Here is a 20,426-nt window from a genome sequence, read left to right as displayed (position 1 = left end):
ATCCTCGATGCCGGTGCGAAGGGCCGTTCCACACCATCACTTGCACACGGAAAGAACAGGAGAATGGCGTCGCGCGCGCGTTTTGCCGGCCGAAGTCATTTGCCGCCGTGCGCGGCGAGGCAGGGACGCAGCACGAGCGGCCGGCCCTCGATGCGGCCGAGTTCCCGGCAACCACCCGCATCGCAGAGCGTCCAGCCGGAAACAGTGGCGCCGGATGCGGCGAGCACGAGCTCGGGGAGTGGCGGCATTTTCGGCTCCCACACCCACCAGCCGTCCATGCGGCGCGCGCCTTCGCCCGGCTCCATCCCTGCGCCCGATCCTTTGACTCGCGCCTGCCGGAGCACCAGCCCCGCAGGGGTCGCCATCCAGCTTTCCTGCCATGCGATCTTCTCCACCGAATGGGTCCAACTGAGGGTGAAGAGGCCAGCGGCAACGGCGATGGCCTTGCCGCTGGCGATGCAGACGAGCGTGCTCATGCCGTGCGCGGCGCGTCCGCCTCACGGGCCTTGCGCCAGACGAGGACGGCGAAGACCGCTCCGAGGGCGAAGCCTACCTCGTCCGTCAAAGGTAGTGCGGCGAGCATGGAGAAGGACGCGGCCGTCGCCAGCACGCGCTCGAAGAGCGAGAGGCGGACGGCGGCGAAGCCGATCACCGCCGCGCCCCACAGGGCGATGGCGAAGCCCGTCTTGAAGACGATATAGGCGACCGCCACCGGATAGCCGAGGGTGAAGGCGAGCGCTCCGCCGTCCTGCAGCATGAGCGCCGGGGAATAGACCGCCATGAATGGAATGACGAAGCCCGCCGCGGCCACCTTGATGGCTTCGAAGGATATCTTCAGGCCGCTCTCGCGGGCGATCGGCGCGGCGGCGAAGCAGGCGAGCGCCACCGGCGGCGTCAGGTCGGCAAGAATGCCGAAATAGAACACGAACATGTGGCTGACGATCAGCGGCACGCCGAGTTCCAGGAGTGCGGGCCCGGCGATCGACGACGTGATGATGTAGTTGGGGATCGTCGGGATGCCCATGCCGAGCACCAGGCACGTCACCATGGTCAGCAGCAGCGACAGGAACAGACTCTTGCCGCCGACCGAAACGATGAACTGGCCGAAGGTGTTGGCCGCGCCGGTCAGCGTCATCGTGCCGATGATGATGCCGACGAGCGCGCAGGCTATGGCCACCGGCAGCGCGGTCTTGGCGCCGTCCGCCAGCGCGTCGCGGCAGATCATGAGCGTCTCGCGCCCGCCTTTCCAGACGGCATTGGCGACGATCAGCACGGCCAGGGCGACCACCACGACCTTTATGCCGAACTTGAAAAAGGCGGCGGCGACGAGACCGAGGCCGATCCAGAAGATGACCTTAACGACAGTCGAGGGAAGGCCGCGGGCGATCGAGCTGCCGAGAATGAGCAGTAGGGTGAAGCCGAGGCCCACCGTGCCCGCGAAAAGCGGCGTGTAACCGGAGAAAAGCAGCCAGACGAGCGCGGCAAGTGGAAGGATCAGGTACCAGCCTTTGGCGATGGCCGCGCGCGCCGACGGCAATTCGTTCCTGGGCAGGCCCAGCAGACCGCGCTTTCCTGCTTCCAGATGCACCATCCAGAAGGCGGAGGCGAAGTAGAGGATGGCCGGGATGAGGGCCGCCTTGACGATCTCATGGTATTCGACCCCGAGCGTCTCGGCCATGATGAAGGCGACGGCTCCCATGACGGGCGGCATGATCTGGCCACCCATGGAGGCGGTCGCCTCTACGCCACCGGCAAAGGCTGGGCGGTAGCCGAACCGCTTCATCAGCGGGATCGTGAACTGGCCCGTGGTGACGACATTGGCGACGCCCGAGCCGGAGATCGTACCCATCAGCGCGGAAGAGATGATCGAGACCTTCGCGGCCCCGCCGCGCCGTGCGCCGACGAGGCTGAGCGAGACGTCGTTGAAGAGCTGGATCATGCCCGCCTTTTCGAGGAAGGCTCCGAACAGGATGAAGAGGAAGATATAGCTCGACGATACCAGCGTCGGAATGCCGTAGATGCCCTCCGTCCCGTAGGCCATGTGGTCGATGACCTGGGAGAAGCCGTAGCCGCGATGATCGACCGGAGCGGGCAGGTACTCGCCGAAAAGGCAATAGGCGAGGAAGACGCCTGAGATGATCGGCAGCGCCGGCCCCATCAGGGCCCAGGCGGCAGCGAAGACAATGCCGATCCCCAGCACCCCGAAGACGATGTCCTGCGGTAGCGGGTCGCCCGCACGCACCAGAAGGTCGGCATATTCGTAGCACTGGTAGGCGGCCACGGCCGCCCCGAGCGCCGAAAGAGCCCAGGCGACGATGCGCACTGCCCCGCCGCGGCCGGACATGGCGGTGAGCAGCGGGAAGATCAGGACGGTGACGAAGCCGACATGCACCGCGCGCACGAGCTGGCTCGGCGGGTCGATGAGATGGGCGGCCGTCGCGATCTGGAAGACGGAGAACAGGAAGGCGATCGCGAAAAGTAGGCGTCCTTCCGGCGAGGCGGGAAATACGCCCGCGAGCGCGTCATGCTTGCTGAGGTCGGCGGCGGCGCCATCGACCGTTCCTTGGGTATCGTGCATCGGTTCCTCCCGGGCGGCGTGTGGCGAAGAGCGACCATGCGGCGATCATCCCCGCCGCATGGTCGCGTCCCGAAACCTCAGAGCAGCCCTTTCTCCTTATAGAAGCGCTCGGCACCCGGATGCAGGGGGATCGGCATACCCTTCAGGGCCTCCTTGAGATCGATCTGCTCGGCCGCCTTGTGCGCAGCGATCATGGCCGGCAGGTTCTCGAAGAGCTGCTTGGTCATCTGGTAGGCGGTTTCGTCCGAAACCTCGGAATGCGTGACGAGGAAGTTGACGACGGCGACCGTCGAGACATCCTTGTCCTGGCCCTGGTAGGTGCCGGCCGGAACGGTGGCCGCGATATAGGGCGCGCCGAGTTTGGCGGCGATGTCTTCCGGAACGGCCACCATCTGGACGTCGAGCGAGGTGGCGAGGTCCTTGAAGGACGAGACGCCGAGGCCGGCTGATTGCAGCGTGGCGTCGAGCTGGCGGTTCTTCATCAGTTCCACGGATTCGGCAAAGGGCAGGTATTCCGTCTTGCCGAGGTCGTCATAGCTCATGCCGGCGGCCGTCAGGATGGCGCGGGCGTTGAGTTCCGTGCCGGATTTCGGCGCGCCGACCGAAAGGCTCTTGCCCTTGAAGTCGGCAAGCGTGGCGATGCCCGATTCCTTGGACGCCATGATCTGGATGTAATTGGGATAGATGGCGGCGATGCCGCGCAGCTTGTCGAGCTTAGCCTTGAACCCGGCCTCTGCGTCGCCTTCCCAGGCGAGCTTGACGGAATCGCCGAGTGCGAAGGCGATCTCGCCGCGGCCCTGCTGCAGCAGGTTCAGGTTCTCGACCGACGCCTTGGTCGCCTGGACCTGGACGCGCGAGCCTTCGATCTTGTCACCGTAGATTTTGGACAAGGCGACGCCGAGCGGATAATAGACCCCGGACGTGCCGCCGGTCAGGACGTTGATGAACTCGTCGGATCTCGCCGAAGTGATGGACGCGGCCATGGTCAGGGTGGCGACAGCCGCGATGGCGGCGCGTTTGACGGCTTTCTTCATGGAAAACTCCTCCCGTTGTAGAATGGACGCGGTTTTCTCCTACCGCGCCATCCTCCATTCGTTGCAAAAGCCGGGCCAAATCTAAACCGTTGTATTTTCTCGCAGCGAGCCATGGATCGAGGATCGATCAGGCAGGAAATTGCCAGACCCTGACTTGGTTCGGCAATAACATGCCGAAACAAAACTCCCGAATCGATGTTTCCGGCGGTCAGCACGATCGCCTTTTAAAGTTGGAGTGTCGATTTCCGCTTGCCGTCCAGACGATGGCGGGGATGGCGGATACATCGTGTATGCATCGATGCAAAGGCGTGCGGGAATCAGTTCGATGCCTGCCGGATTTTCTTCAAACGTCAGCGGTTGAGGTCAGATCCTTCGGCAGCGAGGCCGAGCGTTGTGCATGAGTCCGAAGCCTGTTCAATAAACCAGGTGCGCGAATTTTTTTTCCACTAGAGAATTTATGTAGAAACACGATTTCTGTTTGATTGAATCGTGGCGACTTGTCTGAATGTACATACGTATACGCTCATATGTAGAAGAGATAGATTTACACGAAATATAAGTGTATCCTGTAGGAATTTGACATGATATTTCATGGTTGATAGCCTTAATCCATTGAAATGAATGGATGGGGTTATGTATGCTTAGAAAATCGTGTGTCGCTACCGCTCTGGTGGGCCTTTCCTTTCTCCCTGCTGGCGTGATTTCTGCCGCTTCTACGAGTGCAAATGCTAACGCGCAGGACGCTGCTGCATGTGGCACCGAGAAGAAGATCGACATAGCCGAGATGACCTGGCCATCGGCGGCGGCGCTTGCGCATATCCATGCGATCATCCTGGAGCACGGTTACGGTTGCTCGGTCGAGATCGTGACGGGAGACACCGTTCCGACCTCCGCATCGATGATTTCGCGCGGCACGCCTGCCGTTGCACCGGAGCTGTGGACCAGCACGGTCGAGGAAGCCTGGGAGAAGGGCATTGCGGACGGTATCGTCGTCAAGCTCGGCGATGCCATCACGGACGGCACGGTCGAGGGCTGGTTCATTCCGCGCTACATGCAGGAAAAGCATCCTGAACTGAAGACCGCCGAAGCGGTGATCGCCCGGCCCGATCTCTTCCCGGACCCGGAGAACGGCGACAAGGGACGGCTGTATTCGTGCCCTCCCGGCTGGGCGTGTGAGCTGTCGACCTCGGCGCTCTATGAAGCCTTCGATATGTCCGGCAAGGGATGGAACCTGTTCTCGCCAGGCTCCGGCGGGGCTCTCGATGCCTCGATCGCGCGCGCCTTCACCCGCGAGGAGCCGATCCTGTTCTATTACTGGGGGCCAACCTCGATCCTCGGTAAATTCGATGCGGTCCAGCTCGACCTTGGCCCGGCGAAGCCGGACGTCTACGCCTGCAATACGGACACCGACTGCACGGACGCCCCGGGCATCACCGCTTACCCGTCTTCCCCGGCGATTATCGGCGCTGCGTCCTGGTTGCCGAAGGAAGCGCCGGCCGTCGCCACCTATATGGCCAAGGCCGGCCTGAGCAATGCCCAGATCAGCAAGCTCCTCGTTTATGGCGATGAGAACAAGGCCGATGCGGACGAAACCGCTCGCAACTTCCTCAAGACGGAGCAGGACGTTTGGACGGGCTGGGTTCCGGCCGAGGTTGCCGAGAAGGTACGAGCCTTCCTGAAGTGATGGCGGCGCGGCCATCTCCACGTCTGCAAGCGACCGGGCCATCTGCCCGGTCGCATTTTCTTCTGGCGGGTTTTTCAATCGTACATTTTAAGGGGAGCGTATGTTTCCGGAACTGATCGACACAAAGCCGCTCAGGCGCGCCGTCGACGACGGGTTGAGTTGGGTGGTGCGCAACTGGGGCGGCGAGCTTGAGACTGCGGCCTATCCGTTGCTGATGCTGCTGAACTGGATCGAACGACTGCTCATCGCGACGCCGTGGTGGCTGTTCATCGCCTTCTTCGTCGGCCTCGCCTTCATGGCGACACGCAATTGGCGACTGCCGCTTGTCGTCTTCCTGGGACTGGTTTTCCTCGGCCTGATGCAATTGTGGCGTGACGCGATGATAACCACGGCGCTGATGATTGCCGCCACGCTGACGGCGATCGTCATCTCCATTCCGGTCGGCGTGTGGATGTCGCGTTCGGACCGTGTCCGCCAGATGGTGACGCCCGTACTCGACCTGATGCAGACCCTGCCGAGCTTCGTCTATCTCATCCCGACGGTGATGATCTTCGGGCCGGGCAAGATACCGGCATTGCTCGCCACCATCGTCTATGCATCGCCGCCCCTGATCCGGTTGACGGATCTTGGCCTGCGCAATGTGGATCCGGCGGTAATGGAGGCGAGCCGCGCGTTCGGCACCTCGGCCACGCAACGTCTGTTCGGGGTACAGATCCCGCTCGCATTGCCTACCATCCTCGCCGGCATCAACCAGACGACGATGATGGCGCTCGCCATGGTGGTCATCGCCTCGATGATCGGTGCGGGCGGTCTCGGCTATCAGGTGCTTCAGGGCATCGGCCGGCTTGAGGTCAGCCGCGGGCTGTTCGCCGGTCTCGGTATTGTCGCGCTCGCCATCGTGTTCGATCGCATCACCCAGGCCTATGGCCGGCGCCTCCAGGAGCGGATCGGCGTCGGGGAGGTTCGCTTATGACGGAACACGCTCAGTTTCATGATCCCGCTTCTGCGGCCGGATCGGACGACCTCGCCATCATCATGCGGGGCGTCACCAAGATTTTCGGCCCCGATCCGCAGGCGGCGCTGGCGCTGCTGCAGCGGGGGAGATCCAAGGCCGATGTGCAGTCCGAGACCGGCCACGTCGTCGGTCTCGACAATGTCTCGCTCGATATCGAGAAAGGGCAAATATATGTTGTGATGGGCCTCTCAGGCTCCGGCAAGTCGACGCTGATCCGCCATGTCAACCGGCTGATCGAGCCGACGGCGGGCGAAATCGTCGTCAATGGCGAAAAGGTGCTCGACATGACGATGGCGCAGCTCGGCGGTTTCCGGCGCACCCGCATCGCAATGGTATTCCAGAAGTTTGGATTGCTGCCGCATCGTTCCGTCATCGAAAATGTCGCCTATGGCCTGGAAACACGTGGCGTGGGCAAGGCCGAGCGACTGGAAAAGGCTGCTCACTGGATCGGGATCGTCGGACTTTCCGGCTACGAGAAGTCACGTCCGCGCCAGCTCTCCGGCGGTCAGCAGCAGCGTGTCGGTCTTGCCCGGGCGCTGGCCATGGACACCGATATCCTGCTGATGGATGAAGCTTTCTCCGCACTCGATCCCTTGATCCGTTCGGGCATGCAGGAACAGCTTCTCGAGCTGCAATCCTCTTTGAACAAGACCATCCTGTTCATCACGCATGATTTCGACGAAGCTCTGAAGATCGGCAACCGGATCGCCGTGCTCAAGGACGGGGCCGTGCAGCAGGTGGGCAAGCCGGAAGAGATCGTGCTCAGCCCGGCGAACGCCCATATCGAGGAGTTCGTGCGTGATGTGAACAAGGCGCGGGCGATCCATATCCGCACGATCATGGAGAAGGGCACATTCGAGCCTTGCGAAATGGCGATGCCGGCCGATGCGCGGTGCGAAGACGTGCTGCCCTGTTTTGACCAGCATGAATGGGTGGGGGTTCTCGATGAGGCAGGCAGGCAGATCGGACGTGTCAGGGCGCGACACGTGATCAAGGCGCTGGCGCGCTATGCGCCGTCGAATGGGTCGTTGTAAAAAGTGCTGTTCGGCCCGGCGCCGCGACGCTGAATTGGAAGGCCCGGCCGAAGCCGGGCCTTTCTATGTTTCGGAATGAATCCGTGGTGGGACTGCGTCGGAATTTGAAGACGAGCGCTTTCCAATGGAAGCGAGTCCCGAGCGGCTGCGGAATCGGGCCTACTGGTCCGCTCCTGCGGACAGGGCTGCATGCTCCTTGTCGTGCAGAGCGAAGCGGTCGAGCATGTGCGCGCTCGCCTCGTTGACGCCGGCGACCGTGACGTCGACGCCCTGGCGGCGGTATTTGAGGACGATCTTGTCGAGCGCGCCGACGGCGGTGATGTCCCACAGATGGGCCTGCGAGACGTCGATCGTGACCTTGCGCAGCGTCTCGCCGAAATCGAAGGCGGCGACGAAGCTCTCGGCCGAAGCGAAGAAGACTTGCCCGTCGACCTGATAGGTGCGCTCGGCGCGGATGTGTCACATTGATGCCGAGGGTAACTGGTTGAGCGCAATCCGGCCCATACGGGAGGCTCTTGCGATTGGAAAACCGGCCTCGGTTTGCTAGAAGAGATTCGGGTGTCACCGCATGGAGTGGGTAGGCAGGTTTTATGCGCAGGTCGGGCCGCCGCGCGGAGAGACCGTATCCATGAAACGCACTTATCCTGCGCAGAAGCGCCGCCATGCCCAGATTCTCACCGAACGCGCGCTCGCGTCCCTCGAGCGCTTCCTGCATATCGAGGCGGTCAGCGGCGCGGTCCTGATGGTCGCGGCGGCCGTCGCCCTCGTCTGGGCGAACTCCGCCTTCTCGGAAAGCTACCATCTCCTCTGGCACATGTCCTTCTCGGTGGGGCTGGGGGAATTCGTTTTCGACCGGCCTCTCCATTTCTGGATCAACGACGCGCTGATGACCGTGTTCTTCCTCGTCGTCGGCATGGAGATCCGGCGGGAGATGCACGAGGGCGCACTGAGCGACCTGCGTCAGGCGTTCCTCCCTATTGCGGCGGCTATGGGCGGCGTGGTTGTGCCGGCGTTGGTCTACCTAACCCTGAACAGTTCCGGCTCGCAGGCGCAAGGCTGGGCCATTCCAACGGCCACGGATATCGCCTTCGCCGTCGGCGTTCTGGCGTTGCTCGGCAAATCCATACCGGGCAATGTACGTGTGTTCCTTCTGACGCTGGCGATCATCGACGATATCGTCGCCGTCCTCATCATCGCCTTCTTCTATTCCGGCGGTCTGGAATATAGCGGCTTTGCCGTTGCCGCCCTTGGCATCATCATGGTGCTCGCCCTCCAGAGAATGGGCGTCGGGTCGGCCTATGTCTATGTGGTGCCGGGAGCGGTCATCTGGTCCGGCCTGCTGATGACCGGCGCGCATCCGACGCTGGCGGGCGTCGTGCTGGGGTTGATGACGCCGGTTACCTCCGTGAGCCTGCGTGAAAAGCCGCTGGACGCCCTGTCGCGCATCGCCAACGAGCTGCTGGGGCTGGAGCAGAACGGAAAAACTGATCATATGGCCGGTCCGCTCAAGGAACTGCGCCGCACCCAGCGGGAACTCCTTCCGCCCGTCGTGCGCGTGCAGGCGGCCCTGCATCCGTGGGTGGCCTATGGGGTGATGCCGCTGTTCGCGCTGGCCAATGCCGGAGTCAGTTTCGCCGGTGTCGACCTTGCCAGTGGCGCTCCGCTCTGGGTGATGGCCGGTGTCGGAATCGCCCTCGTTCTGGGCAAGCCGCTCGGCGTCGTTTCGGTAAGCTGGCTGCTGGTGCGCCTCGGCCTGTGCCGTTTGCCGCCCGGCATGGGGTGGGGCGGCATCTTGCTCATCGGGCTGCTGGGAGGCATCGGCTTCACCATGTCCATCTTTGTCTCGATGCTGGCATTCACCGACGAGGGCATGCTCGCCGCCGCGAAGCTGGGCGTGCTTGCGGGGTCGGTCGTCTCGGCGCTGCTGGGGCTGGGATGGGGCTACCTCTATGCCCGCAAGGACCGACAGAGGGCATAGCCTCCGTTGATATCCTGCCAAGCCGGAATTTCGAGCCATCTCTCATGGGAGTTCGGCGCCGTCGGAGGGGCCTATACGCAAGCCGGTTCGTTCACGCGGACATCTTTGAGAGCGCTTGAAGGTCGCTGCCGGTGGGGTTCTGGAACACGCGCAGGCCGAACTCCGGCAGGATCGCCAGGAGATGATCGAATATGTCCGACTGGATGCCCTCGTAGACGGCCCAGGCTGTCGTGTTGGTGAAGCAGTAAATCTCCAGCGGCAAGCCTTCCGGCTCCGGTGGGAGTTGGCGCACCATGATCGTCATGCCCTGATGGACACCCGGATGGCTGCGCAGGTAATTCTCCACATAGGCGCGGAAGGTGCCGATGTTAGTGGCGCGGCGCGTGTTGGCGGGGATGCGGGCACGCTCGCCGAGCTTGCCGTTCCATTCGGCCAGTTCTTCCTGCTTGTGCCTCAGGTAGGTTTCCAGCCGGTCGAGCCTGGAGAGGTTTTGCTCTTCATCCGCCGTCAGAAAGCGGATGCTGGTCTGATCGAGATGGAGCGCGCGCTTGATGCGCCGGCCGCCCGATTCCTGCATGCCGCGCCAGTTCTTCACCGGCTCGGTGACGAGCTTGCGGATCGGGATGGTGGTGACGGTCTTGTCGAAGTTCTGGACCTTGACGGTGTGAAGAGCGATCTCGACGATATCGCCGTCGGCGTTCTGGCCGGGCATTTCGATCCAGTCGCCGACACGTACCATGTCGGTGGAGGAAATCTGGATGCCGGCGACAAGCGACAGCAGCGTGTCCTGGAAAACCAGAATGAGGACGGCGGCCATCGCGCCGAGACCGGATAGCAGGATCAGCGGCGAGCGGTCGATCAGCGTGGCGATCATCAGCAGCGCCGCGATGACGTAGACCGCGATCTTGAAGACCTGGATATAGCCTTTGATGGGTTTGAGCCGCGCATCGGGCCGGCGGTGATAGATTGTGTCGACGATGTTGAGGGCCGCGCTGATGGCCATGGCGACCGTCAGGATCATGAAGGCGCTGGAGACGTTGCGCACCACGACGACGACGAAGGCGGGCAGGTTGGGCACGAGCGCGATGCCTGCCGAGATGACGAGTGCCGGCATGATATTCGCAAGCCTCTCGATCAGGCCGTGCCGGCGCAATTCCGGATCGCGGCCGTAGGCGGTGAAGGCCAGCACGCGATTGAGCGCACGCACCAGCAGCGCCTTGACCACATAATTGGCGAACAGCGCGGCAAATGCGAGAACGAGGAGGGCCATCCCGGTCGTCAGGATTGGGTGGATATTGGCAAAGTTCGAGATCATTGGTAGCCCTGAATGTCTGAGCGACGCCCCTTGTGGGATCTGCCGCCAAAAGGAACGGTGGCCGGCGGCGAGCCCTATGGCTGCGCGCCGTCTTCGTCTTCGAGGCGCGATGCGATCTGGCGCATGCGCCTGTTGAGCGCTTCGATATCTTCTTCAGCCTGACGGACTGCCCGGCGCAACTCGGCTGGATCATCATCGGGCCTTTGTTCCGAGAGGCCGGCCCCAAGGCCGGTCAGGAGCCAGGAGGGGCTGACGCCGAGAATGCCCGCCATCATCGCGAGCCTGTTGGCGCGCGGGACGTCGCGGTCGCGTTCCCAGGCATTCCAGCTTGCCGGAAGAACGCCGAGACGCTCAGCGGCCTCCTCGGCGGAAAGGCGGCATGCCTCTCGGGCCATTGAGATACGGCCGCCGAGGGTGTCGTCGCAATCGGAAGCAATATTGTTGCCAAACATGGTTCATTCTCCAATCTGTCGGAATGGAAAACAGCGGGAACAGTCCCCGAGCGGGTCGGGGACGTTCGCGAGGACGTAACGAGGACAGTCCTAAGCAGCCTGCAGCTTTTCTCTCTCGGTGGAGAGACCCTTCTAGATCGCCACGCACATGCCGAGCAGCACGAGCGCAAACGGTATGCCGGTCGTCAGGGCGGCGGCCTGCAATGCGGCAAGACCTCCGGCCAGCAGCAGGACGATTGCCACCAGCCCTTCGAAGATCGCCCAGAACACACGCTGCGGAACCGGCGCGTCGACCTTGCCGCCGGCCGTGATCGTATCGATCACCAGTGAGCCGGAATCCGAGGAGGTGACGAAAAATACGACGACCAGCACGATTCCGAGGAACGATGTGATCGCCGAGAGCGGAAGTCCCTCCAGCATTACAAAGAGCTGCAGTTCGAGCGCGGCATCGGCAACGGCGCTCGATCCCTGTTCGATCACCTGGTTGAGCGCTGCCGTCCCGAACGCCGTCATCCATAGTACGCAGACCGCCGATGGGATCAGCAGCACGCAGACCAGGAACTCCCGCACCGTCCTGCCGCGCGAAACACGGGCGATGAACATGCCGACGAAGGGCGACCAGGATATCCACCAGGCCCAATAAAAGGCGGTCCAGCCGTCGAAGAAATGCTGGTCGGTCCTGCCGACCGGATTCGAGAGGGCCGGCAGGTTCACGAGATAGGCGGTAAGATAGTCGAAGAAGCCGGTCACGATGGCGAAGGTCGGCCCGACGAGGATGACGAAGAGCAGCAGGAGAGCGGCCAGCGCCATGTTGATCTCGCTCAGCCGCTTCACGCCGGCGTCGAGGCCGGCGACCACCGAGAACAGGGCAATCCCGGTGATGCCGATGATGAGCAGAACCTTGGAGGTGTCCGTGATCGGCATCCCGAAGAGATGGTTGAGGCCGGCATTGGCCTGCCCGGCGCCAATGCCGAGAGAGGTTGCGAGGCCAAACAGGGTCGCGAAGACCGCCAGCACGTCGATGACATGGCCGGGCCAGCCCCAGACACGCTCGCCGAGCAATGGATGGAAGACGGAGCGCACGGTCAGTGGCAGGCCGCGATTGTAGGCGAAGAAGGCAAGGCCCAGTCCGACGACGGCATACATCGCCCAGGGATGCAGGCCCCAGTGATATATCGTCGCCGCCATGGCAAGGCGCCGCGCCGCGTCGGCGTCGCCCGGCGCTCCGCCCAGTGGCGCCCAGCTATCGGGCGTTCCCGCATCGGCTGCAAAGGAAGACGTGAAATGCGAAACCGGCTCCGAAACGCCGTAGAACATCAGGCCTATGCCCATGCCTGCGGCGAACAGCATGGCGAACCAGCCGGTGTAGGAAAAGTCAGGCGTGGCGTCCTTGCCGCCCAGCCGGATGCTGCCGAAAGGCGTGAAGATCAATACGATGCAGAACAGGACGAAGACGTTGCCCGCTATGACGAGGAACCAGTCGAAAGAGTCCGTGACCGCCGGTCGAAGCCAGCCGAGAAACTCCGTTACGGGACCCTGGAAGATTGCGGCGATGAAGACGAAAAGAACGATGATGCCACCGGAGACGAAGAAAACCGGGTTGTGTATGTCGAGGCCGAATATCTCGATGTTGTCTTGGCCGACCTCATAGTCGGTTTCGTTCAACTCGCTCATTGGCAATTCCTTTCGCTTTGGTCCGAAGGCCTATTCGGACACAATTCCTCCAGTTGGAATGAAGTGTCGTTATTCCACGAATGGCCGGGCATGGCAAATCTGTGGCAAAAAAGCGGCGGCATTCTTGGCGCGGGAAGCCAATCGTTCTCTTGCTCGTAGAGCGCTCGTCCGGTCCCGGCCGATGGATGGTCGGCTATGGGCTTGCGGAATGAAGCGGGGTAGGCTTGTATAATCTTGGACCCCGAAAAGGCACGATGCGTGTGCCTTCATTACAACTTCATCAGTCACGAGGATAGCGGATGAGCTCAGTCGAAACAAAAGTGGAGCGCATCGCAAATGTTGCCGCAAACGTCGCTTGCGTGATTATTTCGTTCCTTCTGATCTTTCCGCTGATCGCTCGCTTCGTTTGAATGAGGGACTTTGCGTCTCGACGGGATTGCTTGGCGGCTTGAATGGATAGTAGACGCAAGGTGCTCCCTGCCGGACCGGATCGAATGCTCGATCTTGCCCTTCAGTTCCCGATAGGCATCGGGATCAAAGCGTGGCTCATGGGTCTTCCTCTGGTCGAAGCTGCCCACGTAAGTGTCGGGAGATGAGCGAGGTTCCATCCGATCGGATACTGGTTTTAGCCCTCGGATCAATCGTGTCATCGACCGGATCGGTGGCGTCGGTTTGGTGGTTGTCGACTTCTACCGCGCCGCGCGGATAGGCACGCCAAGTGCTGGAACAGGCATTTTTCCGGTCTTGCCGGCGGGAAGGCGAACCAGCGCCTCCCCCCCACGCAGCCATGTCGCGTGCGTGCGGCGGAGTGCATAGAGTGTGATCCATGCGCTCCGTCTGTTTTGTCTTGAGCTTTCCGGCCCATGAATATCGACCGGGCGCACCTCAACTAGGCGGAAATTATTTCCGCATTTTCGCTTGCCGCTGATGGAGGGTATCTTATTTAGAATTTTCCACCGGACTGTCGTACCGGATTGTAGTACAAGACTGTCGTAACGGTATATTAGGTGAAAGGGATTTGTTAACCTTCTCAAAGGCTTGCAAATGAGCTGGATTCCTTAGCTGGGAATCCTGGCGCCCCAGCCACGGCTGTTTTTATCAATAAAATCAAAAATTTGGGAAATCCTGGCGGAAGCTGGGCGTTGCCGCCTCGTGGATGCTCCCCATAGGACCTACCTTGGGGTGCGCACCGACCACGCCATCCAGCACTTCACGGCTCGGAGCATCGGTGTTGCCGACAAGTCCATCATGCCGGTGCTCCTCGGCGGCAACACCAATGCGCCGACCATGATGATCGGCGAGAAAGCCGCGGATATGATCAGGCGCGGGACGGACAGGCGCACCGGCACGCCGGGAGGCGGTCCCGCCCGGTGATGCAGGACTGCCCGTCATGTATTTGTGCCTGTCCATCGCACAGGCCTCATTGAAATGATGAGCAATGCCTCTATTTTGGTCTTGCCGTGTGAGAGCCGGCAGAGATCAACAGGGAGTAAGACATGGGTATCTTCAGTTCCATCAAGGAAAAGCTTTTCGGCAAGGCGGAGGAGAAGCCGGCGCAGACCGTTACGGCCGAGGCCGTGAAGCCGGTGACGGCGGATATGTCCGCGACGCCGACCGTCAGCAACGAGGCGGTGGCGACGTCGACCGGAAGCCAGCCCGTTGCCGCTACTGCGAGCCAGCCGGTGGACGTCGCCGCGATCCTCGACGCGGCCGTCGCCAAGAACGGCCAGAAGCTCGACTGGCGCCGCTCCATCGTGGACATGATGAAGGCCCTCGGCATGGATGCCAGCCTTCAGGAGCGCAAGGAACTGGCCGACGAACTCGGCTATACCGGCGACAAGAGCGATTCCGCCAGCATGAACATCTGGCTGCACAAGGCCCTCATGAAGGCCCTCGCCGACAACGGCGGCAAGGTGCCCGCCGACCTGCTCGACTGATCAAAAGCGCAATGCCCGCCGGATGCGCCGGCGGGTCTTGCGGCCGCATCGCGCGGCACTTTTCAGGCGAACGTTCCCACCGGTTTTCCAGGTCGTAGAAATCGGCAAGCACGCGGCCCTCGCGAAGTCTGCCGGGCCGCGGCTTACGAGGCCGCGTCGAGCACCTTCTCGCAATGGGTCGGGCCGCCCTTCGGATCGACGCGGTCGGCGACGGCGCGGATGGTGTTGATCCGGTAGGCCTCGTTCACCGTCAGCTCCACGGTGCAGGACTTGCCCTTCGCAAAGCCGCCGCGCCACTTGTAGAGCGTCGTGCCGCCCATGCCGGCCGTGTCGGAGATCGGCGGGCCGTAGGCCGCAAAGAAGCTGCCGGCGGTCTTGCCGTTCCAGCGGGCCTGCAGCGGGTTGGACGCGATGACGGCGGTGGTGCATCCGGCGAGGGCAAGCGCGACGCCTGCCAGAATTGCAATGCGGGAGTTCATGGGTGCCATTTCCTTGGGGCTTCGGTGCGGCCGCGACTGCGGGCCTGGCATCGCCATAGCGCAGCGCGCCGGAAAGGGGAATCGCCGCCGCGCGAACTTTGCCGCCCTCCCGCGCGAAGACGCGTCAAACGTGCGGATTTGCAACAGTTCGCATCGCGGCCCGTGCGCGGCGGAGGCCCGGCGGCGGATGCCGGGCCGCCTTCGCGTCACAGGATGAAATCCGCCTTGTCGAGATTGTCGAGGTCGAATTTCTTGAGGATCAGGACGTCGTTGCCGCCGAGCTCGATATGCACGTCGCTGCCGACCTGGTCGGCCTTCGCCAGCACCTTCTTGACGCTGGAGAAATCGTAGGAGCGCAGGTCGATGTCGTCGACATTGTTCTTGAAGTCGGTGATCGTGTCGCGGCCGTAGCCTTTCTTGAAGATGAAGTCGTCGGCGCCCTTGCCGCCGGTCAGCGTGTCGTTGCCCGTGCCGCCGTTGAGCTTGTCATTGCCGAGCATGCCGCCGAGCTTGTCGTTGCCGCCGTTGCCGATCAGGTGGTTCTTGGCCTGGTTGCCGAAGATCGTATCGTTGCCCGCGCCGCCCTTGGCATTCTCGATGAGCGAGCGCAGATCGCCCCTGAAGACGAGCGCGTTGAAGATGTTGCCGCGGGCGAAGCCGTCGTTCGGCCCGCCGCCGAGATTGGCAAGCTGGATATCGCTGAACACCGAATAGGAGCCCGGCCGAAGGTCTATCTCGACTCCGGTCTTGTAGGCGGAAAGGTCGTAGGTGTCCTTGCCGCCGCCGTCCCATATGGTGGCGAAGATGCGGTTGCCGCCGGCGTCGATCGCGACCTTGCCGTTGACGAACGTATCGCCGGTGCCCGGCTTCCACTTGTAGACGGTCGTGCCCTTGTTCGTCGAGTAATCCGCGCCGTACATGTGCTGGAGCGCGTAGATATCGGCCATCATGAAGGTCTGCGGGGCGCCGAACTCCTCGTATTTGTACGGGCCGCCGCTATCGCCGACGAAGGCGTTGTAGGTCATCAGCGTGTATTCGGGCGTGTTCCATTCCGGCTGTATGGCGCCGAAGCCGCCGGTCTCGTGGGCGTGCTTGAGGCCGAGGGCATGGCCGAGTTCGTGCAGCATGGTGTGCCAGGCATAGTTGCCGGCCTTCGGCGTGCGGTAGTCGTTGACCGTGCCGATATATTGCGTGCCGAACCAGATGTCGCCGCCCGTCTCGTGCCCGGTGGGCAGATAGGCATAGGCCGTCGGGGGCACGTCCGACTGGGCGAAGCGCAGCGTCGCCGTGCCGGTCGAGCCGGCCTTGAAGTTCAGGTTGGTGAAGCCCTCGACGGAAAAGCCGTCATTGGCCTTGTTGCCGAAGCTCGTTTCCATGGCGAAGAGCGCGGCCTTCTTCTGCATGGCCGAGATCGTGCCGAAATTGCTGCTGCTTTCCCTTGTGTAGGAATAGCTGCCCGGCGAGGTTGGAAACGCATAGGTGATCGTCGTGCCGCCCCAGGCCGTGCCGTAGAGCACGGAATCGATGAATTGCGATCCCGTCGCGAAGACCGTCTTGGTCGTCTTGCCTGTTCCCGTCATTGTCCGTGTCCCTTCGATAAACGTGCCGGATCGGTGCTGTCGGTGGTCTGGTATCCTGCTGTCGGGCCGCGCCGGCATGACCGGCTCGAGAGTATCCCATTGCCGGGGAAACGTTCATGCAAGAAGGCTTATTCACGCGTGGAAGAACAAATTTGGTTATTTCGCGCTTCTCGCCGGGAAGGGGACCGGGCGGCCGCGCCGTCAATGGGTCGTCGGCACGTCGTCCTCTTCGAGGAACGAGGCGATGCCGTCGCGCGCCACGGTCGCGAGGAATTCGTCGAAGGCCTCCCGGTCGGTCGCGAAGGGCTCGTCCCACTCGAAGAGGTCTTCCTTCTCCGTGACGACCTCCAGCTTCCAGTCTCCCTGCGTTCCGGCCGGCCGGAAGATGTCGACGAGAACGGTGACGCTGTCCTCGGTATATTCGCCGGACAGTTCGGAATGTTCGAGCTTGGGTTTCTTGGCCATGGTCTTCCTCGACGGATGCAGGCGGCGGTCGCCGCAAAGGCACGGTTATCCTATCTTCGCGAGGAGCGCAAAGCCACAGGACGCTGCCGGCGCGGTCACCCGGCAGCGTCGGCTCTTGCGCGCTAGCCCAGCATCGGCCAGGTGTCGGACAGCTTGTAGCCGCCCGGATAGGGGTCGGACGGGTCGAGCATCAGCTGCGAGGTCCCGCTGATCCAGGCGCGGCCGGTGATCGAGGGGACGATCGCCTTCTGCCCGCCGATCGTCGTTTCGCTGACGATCCTGCCGACGAATTTCGAACCGATGATGGAAATGCCCGTCAGCGTCTCGCCTTCCTTGAGTTCGCCGCGGGCATGGAGGATCGCCATCCGCGCCGACACCGCCGTGCCGGTGGGAGAACGGTCGATCTTGCCGGGCTGGATGGCCACGACCGACTTGGCCGTAAGCCCGCCATCCTCGCGGTGGAGGGGGCCGGCGAAGAGGCAGAAGGAGATATGGTTCCAGCCGGTGTCTTCCGGATGCGAGAAGCCGAGTTGCCGGTTGGCGGCATTGGTGATCCCGATCCCGGTCTCGGCGATCAGGCGTGCATTCTCGGGCGAAAGATCAAGGCCGATCTCCGCGGGATCGACCACCACGAAGCTGTCGCCGCCATAGGCCGTGTCGACGGTGATCGTGCCGAGGCCGGGAACGTCCAGCCTGGCGCCGAGCTTCTGCGCGAAGCTCTTGACGTTGGTGACGGTGATCTTCTCGGCCTTGCCGTTGCGGCACTCCGCCACGACCTCGACAAGGCCCGCCGGGGCTTCCAGCACCATGCGGGTCTCCGGCTCGGTCATCGGGATGATGCCGCTGTCGAGGAGAACCGTCGCCACGCAGATCGAGTTGGAGCCGGACATCGGCGGCGTGTCCTCCGGCTCCATGATGATCCAGCCCATCTGCGCCCTGGGGTTCTTCGGCGGCACCAGCAGGTTGACATGGCGGAAGACCCCGCCGCGCGGCTCGTTGAGCACGAAGTTGCGCAGCGTCTGGTCCTCGGCGATCCAGCGCGACTGTTCCCAGACGGTATTGCCGGGCGGCGGCGCGATGCCGCCGACGATGACGTCGCCGACCTCGCCTTCCGCGTGGCAACTGACGATATGGACGATCTTGGAGGAACGCATGGTCTTGTCCTTCTTGCGCGCTGCGGCGCACCGGCTGTATATTGTCTTTGGTCCAAAAAACGTATACGATCTACGAAATACGTCAAGGGCCGCTTCCCCGCGCAAGCGGATTGGACATTGAGATCGTCCATGATAATCGCTACCTCGATTTCCGTCTTTCGATGACGACCCGGAGTTCGAAATGCCGCTTGTGACCGCGAAGGTGCCGAACCTGGGCAAGGCGCCCAGCGCATCCGACATCATCCTGACCTTCCTTCGCGACGCGATCACCGACGGTTCGCTCGACCAGGGCGAGCCGATCCGCCAGGACGAAGTGGCCCGCCTGTTCACCGTCAGCAAGATCCCGGTGCGCGAGGCGCTGAAGCGCCTGGAGGCGGAGGGCTTGGTCGAGTTCCATCGCAATCGCGGCGCAGTGGTCACCAGCGTCTCCGATCCGGAACTGGCGCAGATCTTCGAGGTGCGGGCCATCCTGGAAGCGTCGGCGATCCGGTTCTCGATCCCGCACATGGGGGACGAGACGTTCGCGCGCGCGCGCGCCTTCTGCGAGGCTTTCGCCGCGGAAACGGACGTCGCGCGGTGGGCGCAGCTCAACTGGCAATTCCACAGCTGCCTGTACGAGGACGCGCAGAGACCGTTCCTCGTCACCACCATCCGCTCGGTCAACGACCGGCTGGAGCGGTTTCTTCGCATCCAGCTCACCCTTTCGCGCGGAAAGGAGATCGCCGACAGGGAGCACCGGGAAATCCTCGATGCCTGCGAGGCGCGCGACGCCGAACGGGCGGGCCGGCTCGTTCACGAGCACATCATGGGGGCCTGCCGTTCCCTCCTGGAGCACCTGCCGAAAACCAGGATGCCGTAGCGGCCTACGCCGCGCCGTCCTCGCGCCAAAGCGAGACGAGCGGGCCGGCGGAGCCGTAGACCGGATCGCTTTGCGGAACGGGCAGGGTGGCGATGATCTTCCGCTCGCCGTCGGTCGGGGCGGCCGTCTCGATATCGGCATACTGGCCGGGCGGATAGCCGCCGATCACGAGGAAGTCGCCGCTTGCCGAATTGCGCTTGTGGCCGGTGCCGGCCGGCAGCACCAGGCAATCGCCGCCGCGCACCTGCAGCACCGCGCCCTCCGGCCCGCCGATCAGGAGTTCGGCGCTCCCTTCCGCGATGCCGAGCACCTCATGGGCGCCGACATGGTAGTGCTGGTAGGAGAAGACGCCGTTGCGCCAGAGGCCCTGCCAGCCCGCGTCCCGGAACAGCCGCTCGAAGGCGGCCGCGCGATCCGCCGCCCCTGCCGCCAGCACGTCGCGATAGACCAGCACCGGCAGGAACGGATGGTTCGGCACCCATTCGCTGGCGGGAAAGAACAGCGTTTCCGGTTGTTTCACCATCGTCTCACGAGGCCTCCTCGCCGGGATAGGGTCTCTCCTTCAGGAGACGGGCGGCGTGCACCGTGTTGCGGGCGACGAGATCGAGCGTCGAGCGCACGACGTCGGGAATGTCCTCAAGATCGACGAAATTGACCGAGCCCATCGCCTCGCCCACCCAATAGGTCACGGCATTGGCGGGAATGGTGAAGCCCACGTCGTTCAGCGCCTGGAAAAGCTCGGCCGAGACGTGATGCGCCCCATCCTCGTTGCCGACGACGGCGACCGCGGCGACCCGGCCGTAGGAGACCATGCGGCCCTTGTCGTCCTTCTCCTCCAGGAAGGCGTCCATGCGCTCCAGCGCCCGCTTGCAGACGCTCGACGGCTGGCCCATCCAGATCGGCGTGCCCATGACGAGGATGTCGGCGTCGAGGATCTTGTGGCGGATGCCCGGCCAGTCGTCGCCGTTGCCCTCGTCCGAGGTCACGCCCGGCTTGATGTCGAAATCGGCGAGCTGCAGGAAATCCGTGGTCACGCCGAGCGGTTCCATGGCGGCGGCAAGCAGCTTCAGCATGCGGTCGGTGGAGGAGGGAGCCTCGGCGCTCCTCGTCTTGAGGGTGCAGTTGAGCGCCAGCGCTGTCAGGGTCATGTTCGCCTCGCCATGGTTGGATCGAGTACGAACCGCTCCG

General features: G+C 63.0%; 19 protein-coding genes and 1 pseudogene. 7 read left to right on the top strand and 13 right to left on the bottom strand.

The window, feature by feature from the left end:
* Positions 1-95 precede the first annotated feature (95 nt).
* From AB3G45_RS20660 to AB3G45_RS20650, 3 genes are all read right to left on the bottom strand, one after another.
* The gene (locus AB3G45_RS20660) at positions 96-476 is read right to left on the bottom strand and encodes a DUF1850 domain-containing protein (RefSeq protein ID WP_367832327.1); all 381 of its coding nucleotides are present in this window, start codon (positions 474-476) and stop codon (positions 96-98) included.
* The gene (locus tag AB3G45_RS20655; RefSeq protein ID WP_367832326.1) at positions 473-2,578 is read right to left on the bottom strand and encodes a TRAP transporter permease; all 2,106 of its coding nucleotides are present in this window, start codon (positions 2,576-2,578) and stop codon (positions 473-475) included. Before AB3G45_RS20655 ends, AB3G45_RS20660 begins: the two co-directional genes overlap by 4 nt.
* A gap of 77 nt (positions 2,579-2,655) precedes the next feature.
* On the bottom strand, positions 2,656-3,612 hold the full coding sequence (locus AB3G45_RS20650; RefSeq protein ID WP_367832325.1) for a TAXI family TRAP transporter solute-binding subunit: 957 nt from the start codon (positions 3,610-3,612) through the stop codon (positions 2,656-2,658).
* A gap of 670 nt (positions 3,613-4,282) precedes the next feature.
* On the opposite strand from AB3G45_RS20650, the gene AB3G45_RS20645 reads away from it, so the two are divergent.
* From AB3G45_RS20645 to AB3G45_RS20635, 3 genes are all read left to right on the top strand, one after another.
* A complete protein-coding gene (locus AB3G45_RS20645; protein ID WP_367832324.1) occupies positions 4,283-5,296 on the top strand; it encodes a glycine betaine ABC transporter substrate-binding protein in 1,014 nt (337 codons plus the stop codon).
* 100 nt (positions 5,297-5,396) lie between these two features.
* A complete protein-coding gene (locus tag AB3G45_RS20640) occupies positions 5,397-6,269 on the top strand; it encodes an ABC transporter permease (protein WP_367832323.1) in 873 nt (290 codons plus the stop codon).
* A complete protein-coding gene (locus AB3G45_RS20635; protein WP_367832322.1) occupies positions 6,266-7,345 on the top strand; it encodes a glycine betaine/L-proline ABC transporter ATP-binding protein in 1,080 nt (359 codons plus the stop codon). The genes AB3G45_RS20640 and AB3G45_RS20635 overlap by 4 nt, the downstream gene beginning before the upstream one ends.
* A gap of 159 nt (positions 7,346-7,504) precedes the next feature.
* On the opposite strand, the pseudogene AB3G45_RS20630 reads toward AB3G45_RS20635, so the two are convergent.
* Positions 7,505-7,783, bottom strand: a pseudogene (locus tag AB3G45_RS20630) (STAS domain-containing protein); the annotation flags it as partial.
* 190 nt (positions 7,784-7,973) lie between these two features.
* Between AB3G45_RS20630 and nhaA the strand changes: the two are divergent.
* Positions 7,974-9,323, top strand: coding sequence for a Na+/H+ antiporter NhaA (gene nhaA, locus AB3G45_RS20625; RefSeq protein WP_367832321.1), 1,350 nt, complete (start codon positions 7,974-7,976; stop codon positions 9,321-9,323).
* 91 nt (positions 9,324-9,414) lie between these two features.
* Here the strand turns inward: nhaA and AB3G45_RS20620 are convergent, their stop codons facing one another.
* The 3 genes from AB3G45_RS20620 to AB3G45_RS20610 all read right to left on the bottom strand — a co-directional run bounded on the left by AB3G45_RS20620 (position 9,415) and on the right by AB3G45_RS20610 (position 12,764).
* Positions 9,415-10,638: a mechanosensitive ion channel family protein gene (locus tag AB3G45_RS20620; protein WP_367832320.1), complete on the bottom strand. Its 1,224-nt coding sequence runs from the start codon at positions 10,636-10,638 to the stop codon at positions 9,415-9,417.
* 74 nt (positions 10,639-10,712) lie between these two features.
* Entirely contained in the window at positions 10,713-11,090 is a 378-nt protein-coding gene (locus AB3G45_RS20615) for a helix-turn-helix domain-containing protein (RefSeq protein ID WP_367832319.1), read from the bottom strand.
* A 132-nt stretch (positions 11,091-11,222) separates the two neighbouring features.
* Positions 11,223-12,764 (bottom strand): BCCT family transporter, encoded by a 1,542-nt coding sequence (locus AB3G45_RS20610; RefSeq protein ID WP_367832318.1) that lies wholly within the window; start codon positions 12,762-12,764, stop codon positions 11,223-11,225.
* Positions 12,765-13,826: 1,062 nt separating this feature from the next.
* On the opposite strand from AB3G45_RS20610, the gene AB3G45_RS20605 reads away from it, so the two are divergent.
* The gene (locus tag AB3G45_RS20605; RefSeq protein ID WP_367833633.1) at positions 13,827-14,138 is read left to right on the top strand and encodes a GMC oxidoreductase; all 312 of its coding nucleotides are present in this window, start codon (positions 13,827-13,829) and stop codon (positions 14,136-14,138) included.
* 122 nt (positions 14,139-14,260) lie between these two features.
* Entirely contained in the window at positions 14,261-14,701 is a 441-nt protein-coding gene (locus AB3G45_RS20600) for a DUF3597 domain-containing protein (protein ID WP_367832317.1), read from the top strand.
* A 143-nt stretch (positions 14,702-14,844) separates the two neighbouring features.
* On the opposite strand, the gene AB3G45_RS20595 is transcribed toward AB3G45_RS20600, so the two are convergent.
* From AB3G45_RS20595 to AB3G45_RS20580, 4 genes are all read right to left on the bottom strand, one after another.
* Positions 14,845-15,180, bottom strand: a complete 336-nt coding sequence (locus AB3G45_RS20595) for a hypothetical protein (protein WP_367832316.1) — start codon at positions 15,178-15,180, stop codon at positions 14,845-14,847.
* A 206-nt stretch (positions 15,181-15,386) separates the two neighbouring features.
* Entirely contained in the window at positions 15,387-16,760 is a 1,374-nt protein-coding gene (locus AB3G45_RS20590; RefSeq protein ID WP_367832315.1) for a M10 family metallopeptidase, read from the bottom strand.
* 201 nt (positions 16,761-16,961) lie between these two features.
* Complete coding sequence (locus AB3G45_RS20585; RefSeq protein ID WP_367832314.1) at positions 16,962-17,225, bottom strand: hypothetical protein; 264 nt, start codon at positions 17,223-17,225, stop codon at positions 16,962-16,964.
* A gap of 122 nt (positions 17,226-17,347) precedes the next feature.
* Positions 17,348-18,379, bottom strand: a complete 1,032-nt coding sequence (locus AB3G45_RS20580; protein ID WP_367832313.1) for a proline racemase family protein — start codon at positions 18,377-18,379, stop codon at positions 17,348-17,350.
* Positions 18,380-18,560: 181 nt separating this feature from the next.
* On the opposite strand from AB3G45_RS20580, the gene AB3G45_RS20575 reads away from it, so the two are divergent.
* Positions 18,561-19,238, top strand: coding sequence for a GntR family transcriptional regulator (locus AB3G45_RS20575; RefSeq protein WP_367832312.1), 678 nt, complete (start codon positions 18,561-18,563; stop codon positions 19,236-19,238).
* Between the two features lie 4 nt (positions 19,239-19,242).
* On the opposite strand, the gene AB3G45_RS20570 is transcribed toward AB3G45_RS20575, so the two are convergent.
* Positions 19,243-19,761, bottom strand: a complete 519-nt coding sequence (locus AB3G45_RS20570) for a cupin (protein ID WP_367832311.1) — start codon at positions 19,759-19,761, stop codon at positions 19,243-19,245.
* Positions 19,762-19,765: 4 nt separating this feature from the next.
* A complete protein-coding gene (locus AB3G45_RS20565) occupies positions 19,766-20,386 on the bottom strand; it encodes a flavodoxin family protein (protein WP_367832310.1) in 621 nt (206 codons plus the stop codon).
* Positions 20,387-20,426 lie beyond the last annotated feature (40 nt).

The organism is Shinella sp. S4-D37, assembly GCF_040812195.1.
GTDB lineage: Bacteria > Pseudomonadota > Alphaproteobacteria > Rhizobiales > Rhizobiaceae > Shinella.
Note: the sequence above shows the minus strand (reverse complement) of the source record. Positions and strands in the feature narration are given on the sequence as shown.